This window comes from Streptosporangium sp. CA-115845, from assembly GCF_050943795.1.
Classification (GTDB): Bacteria; Actinomycetota; Actinomycetes; order Streptosporangiales; family Streptosporangiaceae; genus Streptosporangium.
Map to the genome: position 1 here is coordinate 9,176,425 of NZ_CP191988.1, position 12,543 is coordinate 9,188,967.

The following is a 12,543-nucleotide window of genomic DNA, read 5'->3' on the forward strand; positions in this document are numbered from 1 at the left end:
CCTCCCGAGCCTGGCCGGAGCCGGTTTCTTGATGCCGATCTCAAAGGTCGTGATCAGCGCAGGAGCCGCAGCACCTCGTCGGCGAGCGGGACACCGAGCTCGCCGCGCCGCTCACGGTAGCGCTCGACGCCCGCCAGCTTGACCTCCTCGTAGCCGCGTACCAGCTCCGCGGCCTCGGCGGCCCGCACCGCGCGGTCGTAGCCACCCGCGTCGAGGGTCCGGGCCAGCTCGACGACCATGCCCCGGTAGTCGGCCGCCAGCGCGCGCTCAAGCCGGCGGACGTGCGCGAACCCGAACGGGTCCAGCGGCGTACCTCTCAGCACCCGCCCCTTGGCGAGCCCGCGCAGCACCGGCCGGAACCAGGGACCGAGCTTGAGCTTCCTGCTCATTCCCATCGACCGCAGCATCGGCGGGTGCAGGTTGTAGGTGACCTTCGTGGCCCCGGGGAGCTGCCCGGCGACCGGGTCGGTGGCGGGGTCGGTGAGCAGGCGGGCCACCTCGTACTCGTCCTTGTAGGCCCAGAGCCGGTGCGCGCCACGGGCCACCGCCTCGCTGAAGGCCGTCGCCTCACCCACCGCCCGCTCGGCGGTCCACGCGGTCTCGACGAGGTCGACATAGCGCCGGGCCAGGTCCGCACCGGAGTGCGCCCGCAGCTCCACGGCCCGTAGGCCCGCCAGCCGGGCGGTCTCGCCCTCCAGCGACCGGCCGGCCAGGAACTCGGAGCCGTCCGGGCCGCCACCGGCAGCGGCCGGCCACCCCCCGTCACCCGAGACGGCCCGGGCGAACGCGGCCGGGTCGGCGACGCTGACCCGGCCCCAGCGGAAGGCGGCGGTGTTGAGGTCGACCTTCACCCCGTTGAGCGCTATCGCCCGCTCGATGGCCCGCGCGGTCAGCGGCAGCGCACCGGCCTGGAACGCGGCCCCCACGACCAGCAGGTTCGCCACGTCCGTGGAGCCGAACAGCGCCTCGGCGGCGCCGAGCGCGTCCAGCTCGTGCAGCCTGGAGGTCGAGTTCCGCAGGCGTGCGAGCATCGGCTCGGCGTCCGGGTAGCCGAGCCCGGCGTCGTAGACCATCTCCCCGGTCGGGGTCCGGCTCGTCGAGGCGATCGCGACGGTGCGGTCGGGGTTCGCCAGGGCCAGGTGCTTGGCGTCGGCGCCCACCAGCAGGTCGAACGCCAACACGGTGTCGGCACCGGCGGTACTGACCCGGTTGGCCGGCTCACCGCCGTCGACCGAGATCCGCAGGTGCGACGTCACCGGGCCCGCCTTCTGCGACAGGCCGGTCTGGTCGAGGCCGGCACTGCGCAGGCCGTCGTGCAGGGCGGCGGTGGCCAGGACCGCGTTGACCGTCACGATGCCCGTGCCGCCGATCCCGGCCAGGAACACGTCGTACGTCGGGCTCGCCACCGGAATGACCGGATCCGCCACCTCGGGCGGCTCGGGTCGCGACCCACCGGGCGCGGATTCACCAGAGGGGGCGACCCGTACGGTGACAAAGGACGGGCAGTCGCCCTGCAGGCAGGTGTAGTCGGTGTTGCAGGAGGTCTGGTCGATCCTGGTCTTGCGTCCGAGCTCGGTCTCCACGGGCTGCACCGACAGGCAGTTGCTCTTCACCCCACAGTCGCCGCACCCCTCGCAGACGCTCTCGTTGATGACGACCCGTTCGGTCCGCTCGGCGAGCCTGCCGCGCTTGCGGAGCCGCCTGGCCTCGGCCGCGCACTGCTGGTCGTAGATGAGCACGGTGACGCCCGGCACGTCGCGAAGGAGTCGCTGCGCCTCGTCGAGCCGGTCACGGTGCCAGACGAGCGTCCCCGGCGCGAACCGGGCCCGCCTGCCGTAACCGCGGGGCGTCTCGGCGCAGACGATGATCCTGGCCACGCCCTCGGCGTGGAGCTTGCGGGTCAGCGCCGGAACGTTCAGGGCCCCCTGAGGGTCCTGCGCACCGGTCATCGCGACGACCTGGTTGTAGAGGATCTTGTAGGTGATGTTCACCCCGGCCGCCACGCACGCCTGCAGCGCCAGCTGGCCGGAGTGGAAGAACGTGCCGTCGCCGACATTCTGGAAGATGTGCGGCACGTCGGTGAACTGCGACTGTCCCAGCCACTGCGTCCCCTCGCCGCCCATCTGGGTCAGCGACGTGACCTGCGCGCTCTCCCGGTCGGCGATCGTCACCATGGTGTGGCACCCGATGCCGCCGGCCCCCAGCGATCCTTCGGGAAGCACGGTCGACCGGTTGTGCGGGCAGCCGCTGCAGAAGTACGGGGTGCGGCTCGTCACCGGTGTCAGGGTGAGTGCCATCCGGGGTGCCCGTGGCGGCGGGGCGAGCTCGACCCGGTCGGCGAGCAGCCTGCGCAGCGGCCCGGTCAGCCGGTCGGCGTTCAGCAGTCCCCCGGCGGGCACCAGCGGCCGGCCGTCCGCGTCCCGCTTTCCCAGCACCGCCGGAGCGTCGGCCGAGCCGTACAGCAGGTCACGCACCTGGCTCTCGACGAAGGAGGTCTTCTCCTCCACGACCAGGATCTGGCGGAGCCCGCGCGCGAACCGCCGCAGGGTGCCGGCCCCGAGCGGGTAGGGCATCCCGATCCGCATCAACCGGATCCCGGCCCGCTCAAGATCCCGCTGGTCAAGGCCCAGGTCGACCAGGGCCTGACGCACCGCGTCGTACGTCGCGCCGGGCGCCGCGATCCCGAGCCAGGCGTCGGCGGGGTCGACCTCGACGACGTCCAGCGGGTTGGCGGCTCCGAACGCCTCGACCATCGCCCACCGGGGGCCGAACAGGTCGGCCTCGGCGAGCAGGCTGTCGGTCGGGGAGAGCATGGTGCGCTGCCGGTAGGTCCACGGCCGCCCCTCCCACTCGATCCCGGGAACCTCTATGTGCATGTCGGCGAAGTCGCGGTCGACCGTGAAGAGCCCGTCGGCCACCGCGGTGACCACCTTGACGCCGACCCAGCAGCCGGACGCCCGGGACAGGGCGATGCCGTACAGCCCGAGGGCGACCATCTCCTCGGCGTCGCGCGGGTACAGCACGGGCAGCCCCATCGCGGCCAGCGCGCGCTCGCTGACGCACGGCAGCGTGGACGACGACGAGCCCGGGTCGTCACCGGCGAGGGCCAGCACCCCGCCGCGCGGGTCGACACCGTACGTGGACGCGTGCCGGATCGCGTCGCCCGACCTGTCGACGCCGGGCCCCTTGCCGTACCAGAGACCCACCACGCCGTCGTGGGTACGCCGCCCGCCGGGCAGGGCGCTCTGGCTGCCCCAGACGGCGGTGGCGCCGAGCTCCTCGTTGAGACCGGGCAGCAGGCGCAGGTCGTCGGACCTCAGACCGGCGAGCGTCCTGTCGAGACCGGCCAGCGGGCTGCCCTGGTATCCCGACACGAACGTGGCGGTGCGCAGACCGGCCCGCTCGTCGCGCTCACGCTGCTCGGCGATCAACCGGCCGACGGCCTGGACTCCCGTCAGCAGCACCGGGCCGGAACCCGGCCGGTAGCGATCGGCGAGGTCGATGCGGGCACCCGCCCCGGCCACAGGATCGGCGGTCTGGGTCATGTGTGCCTCCTTCACCAGAGCTGACGCATATGTCGGTAAATTTGAGGTTAGAGTGGCTGGCACGTCAAGGTTCTGCAGAAATATTGAGCGTGCTGCTCAGTTAACACCCACCACAAACGACGACAGGTGAGCACTGTGACCAGCATTGACCGGCTCGACGCGGAGCTGCTGACCGCCCTGTCCGAAGACCCCCGGGCCGGGACCAGCGAGCTCGCGGCCCGGCTGGGGGTCGCGCGGAACACGGTCCAGGCGCGCTATCAGCGGCTCGTCGAGTCGGGGGTGCTGACCGGCTTCAGCGCCCGCGTCGACCTGGAGCGCCTCGGCCTGCCGGTGACCGCGTTCCTGCACCTGCAGCTCGCCCAGGGCACCCTGGGCGAGGTCACCGACGCGCTCGGGCGGCTGAGCCAGGTCCTTGAGGTCTGCATCACCACCGGCACCAGCGATGTCATGGTCCGGCTGGCCTGCCGCAGCCACGCCGAGCTGCAGTCGCTGATCCAGGAGGTCCTGACGCTCCGCGGCGTCGTCCGGTCCACCACCGAGATCGCCCTGACGACCCCGGTGGAGTACCGCCTCGGCCCATTGCTGGCAACCCTGACCAGCGACCGGGGCCGCGGCCGCAGCGGCGACCAGCGCCGCTGACCGGCCGCCGCCCCGGCCGCCTGGTGCGAAGGCGGGCTCAGCCCTGGCCGGCCTCCCGGGCCACCCGCTCCAGCCGGTTCCGGTACTCCTCCCACCACGACCGGTCGCCCGGTGCCAGGTTGTCGTTCCCCTCCCGCACCCCGGCGGCCCCGTCGATCAGCTCCCGGACGATGTCGGCGTGCCCGGTGTGCCGCTGGATCTCGGCGGTCAGGTGGACCAGGACCCGGTGCAGCGTCGGCTTGTTCTGCCCCTCGGCCCACCACGGCACGTGGCCGGTCTCGTCCAGCTGAAGCGCCTCGATGGTGGCGTCCGCGTGCTCCCACGCCCGCCGGTACAGCCCGACGACGTACTCGCGGGACTCCTCGGCGGTGGCCCACATGTCCGAGTTGGGGTCCTCGGCCGTGGGGTCCATGTCCTCCAGGCGGCCGGTGGGACCGAACCAGGGCACCTTCTCCTCGAAGTGCCGCCCGAACACGTATCCCAGATAGAGCAACTCGACGCCGATCAGGTGTTTGACCAGCCCCAGCAGGTTGGTGCCGGTCGGCGTCATCGGGCGGCGGGCGTCGTACTCCGAGAGCCCGTCAAGCTTCCACAGCAGCGCCTCACGCGCCTGCTGCAGGTACCGGTGCAGATCGGCTTTCAGCTCTGTTTCGGTCATGTCGACCCGTCCTCCTTGGTCGGTGGTGAATGTCAGGGGCTCAGCAGGCCGACGGGGTTGCCGTCGGGATCGACGAACACGGCTATCCTCCCCATCCCGGGCACGCTCTGCGGCTCCAGCCTCCGGCTGCCACCGAGCTTCTCTGCCTGCTCAAGGGCGGTGTCCACGTCGTCGACCGGGAAGTAGACGACGATCCCGGTGTAGGGGCTGTCCGGACCGGCCTGGCCGATCCCGCCCGCCGGTCGGCCGCCCTCCCCGCCCACCAGCGAGTAGGTCTCGTCCAGCACGTTCATCGGCCAGCCGAACATCTCCTGGTAGAAGTGTCGCGCTCGCGGTGCGTCGGGCGTGGAGATGTCGAACCAGCCGGGCACGGGATGGTGGGTCATGGGAGTCCTCCTGGTGTTCTCGTCTGGTGTTCTCGTCAAAGAGGGGACCGCCACCGTGCGGCAGAATCATCGCCTGTGAGCGAAGTTTCTTCCGCACGGACCGAGGACCCCGACCTGGCCCGGGCACGCGACGGCGACGACGCCGCCTTCACCCGCCTCGTGGAGCCACTCCGCCGGGAGTTGCACGCCCACTGTTACCGGATGCTCGGCTCCACCCACGACGCCGACGACGCCCTGCAGGACGCCCTGCTGCGGGCGTGGCGAGGGCTCGCGCGCTTCGAGGGCCGTGGCTCGCTGCGCTCGTGGCTCTACACCGTGGCCACCCACACCTGCCTGGACACCGTCGAACGCCGCGGCAGGCGGGCGATGCCCGTCGACCTCGGCCCGTCCAGCGACCACGCCATGGTCGGCGAGGCCCCGCTCGCCGACGTCGCCTGGCTGGGCCCCTATCCCGACGCGGGCCTCGCCGAAGGGCCGGCCGCCCCGGACGCGCGCTACGAGCAGCGCGAAGCCGTCGAGCTGGCCTTCGTCGCCGCCCTGCAGCACCTGCCGGGCAACCAGCGGGCGGCGCTGCTGCTCTTCGAGGTTCTCGGCTTCTCCGCCGCCGAGATCGCCGGCACGATGGACACCAGCGTCGCGTCGGTGAACAGTGCCCTGCAACGAGCCCGCCGGATCGTCGCGGAGAAGGTCCCCTCCCGCAGCCAGCAGCGGACCCTGCGGAAGGTCGGCGACGCGCGCCTGCGAGAGATCGTCGCCGGGTACTCCGCCGCGCTGGAAAGCGGCGACGCCGACGCCCTGGTCGCGCTGCTGACCGAGGACGTCACCTGGTCGATGCCGCCGCTGGCGCACTGGTACCACGGCCTGGCGGCCGTCACCGACTTCGCCGTACGGGTCCCGATCACCGCGTGCCCGGACTGGCGGCACCTTTCGACCAGCGCGAACGGCCAGCCCGCGGTGGCCTCCTACGTCTGGTACGACGACCTCGGCGCGTACCTCGCCTGGGCGCTCAACGTGCTGACCCTGCGCGGCGACCGCATCTGTGAGATCACCTCGTTCATCGGCCCCGACCACTTCGTGCCCTTTGGACTGCCCGCCTCGCTGCCCCTCAGAGAGCGCGATACATGACGTGCAGCCCGACATAGCCCTTCGTCGGGTGCAGAAAACCCTCCGGCACCGTGCCCAGCACCTCGAAGCCGAGCGACTCGTACAGTCTCACCGCGTGCGTGTTGGTCTCCACGACCGCGTTGAACTGCATCGCGCGAAAGCCGGCCGCCCGTGCCCACTCCAGCGTGTACGCGCAGAGCGCCCGGCCCACCCCCTGCCCGGAACGCGCTGGATCGACCATGTAGCTGGCGCTCGCGACATGCGAGCCGTTGCCATCCCGGTTGTTGTTCATCTTCGCCGTGCCCAGGACCTTCCCCGCGTCGTCGACGGCGACGACCGTACGGTTCGGCGACGGCAGCAGCCACCAGTCGCGCCCGACGTCCTGCCCGAGATCGGTCGGGTAGGGGAAGGTCTCGCCGGCGGCGACGATCTCATGGAAGAACGGCCAGATGGCGGGCCAGTCCTCAGCGGTGGCTTCCCTGATCAGCATCCGCACATGGTGCCTGTTGGGACGAGGAGCCCGCCAGCCCTTTTCGCCCGCGCCTCGGGCCGGGATCCCGCCGGACGGTGGCCACGTCGAGTCCGCCCGGAAACGCTTCGCGTCGCTCGGTCCAAGTAGAGGTGTAAGGGCGAACGACGAAGGGAGCGAGGCCAGTGCGCCTCAGTGAGGATCCCGAGGCCTTTGAGGCCTTCTACCGCCGCCACGTCGACGCTGTCATGCGGTTCGTCGTACGCCGGGTGAGCGACCCTCATCTGGCCGCCGACCTGACCGCTGACACCTTCCTGGCGGCCCTGGACTCGGCGAACACCTACCGGCCCGGCCGGGGCAGTGAGATCGCGTGGCTGTACGGCGTGGCACGCAACGTCGTATCGGCCCACCATCGCAGGGCGGCGCGCGAGGTGCGGGCGACCAGCCGCGTCGCGGGCAGACGAATGATGGACGACAACGATCTCACCCGGATGGAGGAGCGGATCGACGCCGAGCGCCGGATGCGGCGCGCGCTGGAGGCGATGGCAGGCCTGCCCGAGGGCGAGCGGGCCGTGCTGGAGCTCGTGGCGATCGACCAGCTCACTGTCACGGAAGCCGCCACGGCCCTGGGCATCGGCAAGGTCACCGCACGAGTCCGGCTACATCGGGCCAGACGCGCCCTGGAGAACGTCGCTTCGCCGTCGGCTGTGTACGTGAAGGGAGAGGCGTGAGCGGCAACTTCGAAGAGCGCCTGCTCAGTGCACTCAAGACAGAGATCACTACAAGAATGGCGGAAGAGGACATGGCTGTTCGGACACCGGTGCGACGCGGCCCGAACCGTCGCCTCCTGGGGCTGTCCGCCGCGGCGACGGGGGCCGCGGCGGCCGCCACGGTGGCGCTCACCCTGTTCGTCGGAGCCGGTACGCCGGCCTACGCGGTGGACAAGGGCGCGGACGGATCGGTCGAGGTGCGGATCAACGAGTTCCGCGACCCCGGCGAACTGCAGGCCGAACTCGCCGACGCGGGCGTCAGGGCGGTGGTCGACTACCTGCCCGCCGGCCAGACCTGCCAGCAGTCCCGGGGCGAGCAGGCGGGCGCGGGCGGGCAGATACAGGTCAGCATCGGCAAGGAGGGCCAGGGGGTCGCGTTCAAGATTGAAAAGGGGCAGATCAATGCGGACCGGACGCTGGTCCTGGCGATCACCGTCGATGAGGCCGGAGCGGACAGGCCACCCATGGCGACCTCGCTGCAGGTGGTCAAGGGGGCGGTCGCGCCCTGCGAGGCGACCCCCCTGCCCCTCCCCGCCGACTCGTTCCCCGGCGGGGACAAGGGCGGGGACAAGGGCGGCGACGGCCCCACCGACCACACCGAGAGCGGCAGCGAGGACGACGGCCCCAGCCTGAACACCAGCGCCGGCTGACGCCGTTGGACCAGGCCCGGCGGCCTCCCCGAGCAGCGGGGCCGCCGGGCGTCGACGTGTGCTCGTCGTGTCACCCACAGGCGGGCCGGTAGTTCTCGCCCGGCGCGTAAAGCTCCCACTCCTCCGCCGACAGTGACCCGCCCGCCACCGAGCACGCGAACCCGAGCGGATCGGCCGGCCTTTCCACGTTCCAGAGCCGTACGCTCGTCTCCCGCCCGGCGGTCACCAGTCTCCTGCCGTCCGGGCTGAAGGCGATCGAGAAGATGTAGTCGCCGTGCCCGGTCAACGGGACGCCCTGGGCCCGGCGGGTCGCCACATCCCAGAGCAGGACGGCACGATCCCCTCCGCCGCTGGCAAGGGTCCGGCCGTCCGGGCTGAAGGCCAGCGCGAAGATCTCATCGTTATGCCCGACCAGGGCGCCGCCCGCCGGACGTCGCGTCGCCGCGTCCCACAACCGCACCGTGCCGTCATGGCTCGCCGTGGCCAGCAGCCGCCCGTCCGGGCTGAAGGCCAGCGCTCGGATCGTGCTCAGATGGGTGGAGACGAGGGTCGCCCGGAGCCGGTGCGTCGAGACGTCCCAGAACTGGACGTCGGTCCCGTTCACGGTGGCCAGCACCCGGCCGTCCGGACTGAAGGCGGCGGCGAACACGAGATCTCTCTGCCGGGTCGGCAGCGAGGCCCGCAAGGTCCTGGTCGCCACATCCCACAGCAGGATCTTGGTGTCGTCGCCGGTGACCAGGGTCCGGCCGTCGGGGCTGAAGACGATCGCCCGGACGTCGCCGGTGTGCCCGCGCAGCGGGACAGCGACCGGCCGCTGCTCGGCCGTGCTCCAGAGCAGCACCGCGCCGTCACTCCCGGAGGCGGCCAACGTCCTTCCGTCAGGGCTGAGGGCGACGCTCGGCAGCCCGATTCCCAGCTTTCCCGGGAGAGCGGGTCCGAGCGGCCTGCGGCTCGCCACGTCCCAGAGCCTCGCCGAGACACCGGCGGTGGCCAGCGTTCTCCCGTCGGAGCTGAAGACGGCGCTGTTGGTCTCCTTCCCGGTCTCGACAAGGTCGGCGTGGCTGTGCCGCGCGTCCCAGAACAGGACGTCGGCCCCCTGCGCCCCCGCGAGGGTGCCGCCGTCGGGGCTGAAGGCCACGGACTTGATGCCTCCGGCCAGGGCGGTGATCAGGCTTCCCTTCCGCCTGCCGCTCGCCGCATCCCAGAGCTGGACCTTGTCCGGTTCGTTGGCCTCGTCCCAGCTGCTCGTGACCAGCGTGGTGCCATCGGGACTGAACTCGACGTCGTCGAGGTTTCCGGTGAATCCGTGGAGCGAGCGACCGGCCGAGCGGCCCGTCCTCGTCTCGTAGACCTGGACCGCTTCCCCTATCCCGCCCGCCGCCAGGTATCTGCCGTCGGGGCTGAAAGCGGCCTCGCTGCCGGAGATCACCGCGATCCTGCGCATGTCCTTCATCCTCCAGACGGTGACCGATCCCGAGGGAGCACCCACGGCGGCCAGGTGGACACCGTCCCCGCTGAAGATGACCTTTATCGCGAAGACACCGGCGGCGGCGTCGAAACGAGTGTCGATGCGCTTTCGCTCAAGGTCCCAGAACACGACCTGAGAGGGTGTCGCCACCGCCAGTGTCCTGCCGTCACGGCTGAAGGCCAGATCAATGGCCGCGTCGATGGGGATTCCCACGTCCCCGAGCGATGTGCGGGTCGCCATGTCGAACAGCCAGATCCCGTTCCCGACCGCCAGCGCGAGCGTCCCGCCATCGGGGCTGATCGCCAGTGCGTCGACGACCGGTCCGGACAGTCCACTGCTCAAGGGGCGCCGGGTCGCGGTGTCCCAGAAACGGACCGTGCCGTCGTTGACCGCGGTGACGAGGACCTTCCCGTCGGGAGCGTAGGCGAAGGCGGTGATCCTGTCCTTCTGCTCGGGCAGCTTCCCCCGGTAGGGGCGGCGGTAGACGTTGAGAAGGCCGAGTTCCGTCTCCGGGGTCTGGGCGGTCCGGTAGGCGGCCGCAGCGAGGCGGGCGGAGAGGGCGGGATCGGCGGTGCTGAACAGCTCGCTCTGGGAGGCGAGCAGGCGGGCGGTGGCGAGGGTCCGCTCATGCTCGGCCACCTCGGCCGCCCGGACGGCGACCAGGGTGGTCAGGGCGATCACCGCCACCAGCACAGCGGCGGTGACCGCCAGGGCTCGGCGTACCAGCACGGTCCGGCGCCTGGTGGCGTCGGCGGCGGCGAGGAACTCGGTGGCGACCTCGCCCAGCGCATGGGCCTCGGACGTCCAGCTCGGCCTGGCGGCGTGGACGGCGGCCAGCTGGGTGCCCCGGTAGAGGAAGGACGGGTCGCGGTCGCCGGACGCCCATTCCTCGGCGTCGGCGGTGAACCTGCCGTAGAGGGCGAAGCTCGACAGGTCGCCCTCCAGCCAGTCGCGCAGCCGGGGCCAGGCATGCAGCAGCACGTCATGGGCGAGCTGCGCGCTGTCGGCGTCGAGGACGACCAGACGGCGCCGGGAGAAGATCTCCAGGACACCGGCGACATCCTGCGATGCGGTACGCGGGATCGGACGGCGGGCGAGCACACCGTCGCGGCCGACGAGGGTGAGACTCCGCAACAGGTCACGGGCCAGCTCACGTTGTGCGGGCGAGAGACCCGCGTAGGCCTCCTCGGCGCTGGTGGCGACCGCGCGGCGCACTCCCCCGGTCCTGGCGTAGCCCCGGCCGGTGAGCCGGTCGTCCTCCCGGTGCTCCCAGATCGTCAGCATGGCCTGGGAGAGCAGCGGGAGGGCTCCGATGTCGTACCCGTCCGAGGGGGAGCCCAGCTCGGCGAGAATGACGTCGACCAGGCCGGGCTCGATGGTGAGCCCGGCGACGTCCGCGGGTCCGGTGATGGCGCGCCGCAGCTCGGCGCCGCTCATCGGGCCCACGATGAACGGACCGCGCCGGAGCGCGGCGGCCAGCAGCGGATGGGCCGCGCAACGGTCGACGAAGTCGCCGCGCACCGCGAGGATCACCAGGGCGGCGGCGGGCTCGGTGATCGCGCCCAGCGCGGTGAGGAAGGCCGACCGCTCCGCGATGTCACCACCGAGAGAGAAGATCTCCTCGAACTGGTCGATGATCAGCACCAGCCGGGCGGGGACCGGCCGGTCCGCACGCCGGGCGTTCACCTCCAGCGCCTGCCGCACCAGCAGGTGGGCGTGCCGCGGATCGTCGGTCAGGCTCTGCAGGACCGACGGGGCGTCGAGCCCGGCCAGTCCGGCCAGCAGCGTGGCCAGCCGGGAGAGCGGGGATCGCGTCGGCTGGTCGATGACGTACAGCGGCCAGTCACGCGTCTCCGCGGACAGCTCACCACGGCCGATCGCCGGGACCAGGCCCGCTCGCAGCAGCGACGACTTGCCCGCGCCCGAGGCTCCGGTCACCACGACCAGCCCCGGGCCGGTCAGCCGCTGCGACAGGGTGCTGACCAGCTCGGCGGTGATCTCCTCGCGGCCGTGGAACACCTCCGATTCGGACTCTCCGAACGGCAGCAGCCCCCGGTAGGGCGAGCCGTGCGTCCAGCGCACCGGGGAGCCGTCCACGCGGTCCGAGCGGGTCCGGCGCTCGATCACGGAGACCTGTTCCAGCAGCAGGCGGGTGTCGGTGGCCTGCCGATACTGAAGACCGACCGCCACTTGAAGATCGGCGCTCTGCCGGTCCACCGACTCGCGGATCAGCCGCAGCCGCTCCTCCAGTTCGGCCGGCACGAACCCGAACTCGGCGAACTCGGTGCCGAGCGCGGCGAGGCCTGCCGCCAGGGCCGTCTGGAGGTCGCGGTCGCCCGACCGCACCGCCTCCTCGACCGCGACGCCGACCGCGTCGATCTCGCGAAGGACGCCCGCGATCTCCGCGCGCAGTGTCTCCGCCCGGTGGCCGCCCTCCTCCAGCACCCGCTGGACGCCCCGCTCCAGTTCGGTGGCGAGGTCCTGCGGCGAAGGCCTGTCACCGAGCCGTTGGACTCCGGCCTTCACGATGTCGGTCAGCACGTTCCCGCCGACCGCCGTCACCGCGCCGACCGCCGCGCTGACCAGGGCCGCCCCGCCCATGCCCGCGGTGATCAGCGGCCCGAACGCACCCGCCGCCAGCACGCCCAGCAGGACAGGCGACGACCAGCGGTGGGCTCCGCCGCCCGCGGCCCGGGCCAGCGCGGCGATCCGGGCCCGTACCCCGTCCCGCATCAGTCCCGAGGAATCCTGCACTTCCTCAATGTCACCCGGGGACAGCCGAGAAAGCCCACATCTCCCTCGATCGCGATCGATCCGTGACGTCCACCCTGAAGCCCCGATATTCCCGGCGTGG

General features: G+C 71.8%; 9 protein-coding genes. 4 read left to right on the forward strand and 5 right to left on the reverse strand.

The window, feature by feature from the left end; genetic code table 11:
• Positions 1–53 precede the first annotated feature (53 nt).
• Positions 54–3,545 (reverse strand): indolepyruvate ferredoxin oxidoreductase family protein, encoded by a 3,492-nt coding sequence (locus tag ACQP0P_RS43550; RefSeq protein ID WP_433367798.1) that lies wholly within the window; start codon positions 3,543–3,545, stop codon positions 54–56.
• 135 nt (positions 3,546–3,680) lie between these two features.
• Between ACQP0P_RS43550 and ACQP0P_RS43555 the strand changes: the two genes are divergently transcribed.
• Entirely contained in the window at positions 3,681–4,184 is a 504-nt protein-coding gene (locus ACQP0P_RS43555) for an Lrp/AsnC family transcriptional regulator (RefSeq protein WP_433367800.1), read from the forward strand.
• A 37-nt stretch (positions 4,185–4,221) separates the two neighbouring features.
• Here ACQP0P_RS43555 and ACQP0P_RS43560 read toward each other — a convergent pair whose 3' ends face one another.
• Entirely contained in the window at positions 4,222–4,842 is a 621-nt protein-coding gene (locus ACQP0P_RS43560; RefSeq protein ID WP_433367802.1) for a DinB family protein, read from the reverse strand.
• 32 nt (positions 4,843–4,874) lie between these two features.
• Entirely contained in the window at positions 4,875–5,228 is a 354-nt protein-coding gene (locus ACQP0P_RS43565) for a VOC family protein (protein WP_433367804.1), read from the reverse strand.
• A gap of 75 nt (positions 5,229–5,303) precedes the next feature.
• Between ACQP0P_RS43565 and ACQP0P_RS43570 the strand changes: the two genes are divergently transcribed.
• Entirely contained in the window at positions 5,304–6,353 is a 1,050-nt protein-coding gene (locus ACQP0P_RS43570; protein ID WP_433367807.1) for a sigma-70 family RNA polymerase sigma factor, read from the forward strand.
• Here ACQP0P_RS43570 and ACQP0P_RS43575 read toward each other — a convergent pair.
• Positions 6,334–6,822 carry an N-acetyltransferase family protein gene (locus tag ACQP0P_RS43575; protein ID WP_433367810.1) on the reverse strand — a complete coding sequence of 163 codons (489 nt, stop codon included), beginning with the start codon at positions 6,820–6,822 and terminating at the stop codon, positions 6,334–6,336. The two genes, ACQP0P_RS43570 and ACQP0P_RS43575, sit on opposite strands and share 20 nt — an antisense overlap.
• A 164-nt stretch (positions 6,823–6,986) precedes the next feature.
• Between ACQP0P_RS43575 and ACQP0P_RS43580 the strand changes: the two genes are divergently transcribed.
• On the forward strand, positions 6,987–7,532 hold the full coding sequence (locus tag ACQP0P_RS43580) for an RNA polymerase sigma factor (protein WP_433367813.1): 546 nt from the start codon (positions 6,987–6,989) through the stop codon (positions 7,530–7,532).
• On the forward strand, positions 7,529–8,221 hold the full coding sequence (locus ACQP0P_RS43585) for a hypothetical protein (protein ID WP_433367816.1): 693 nt from the start codon (positions 7,529–7,531) through the stop codon (positions 8,219–8,221). The genes ACQP0P_RS43580 and ACQP0P_RS43585 overlap by 4 nt, the downstream gene beginning before the upstream one ends.
• Positions 8,222–8,291: 70 nt before the next feature.
• Here ACQP0P_RS43585 and ACQP0P_RS43590 read toward each other — a convergent pair whose 3' ends face one another.
• Positions 8,292–12,443 carry an AAA family ATPase gene (locus tag ACQP0P_RS43590; RefSeq protein ID WP_433367818.1) on the reverse strand — a complete coding sequence of 1,384 codons (4,152 nt, stop codon included), beginning with the start codon at positions 12,441–12,443 and terminating at the stop codon, positions 8,292–8,294.
• Between the last annotated feature and the right edge of the window lie 100 nt (positions 12,444–12,543).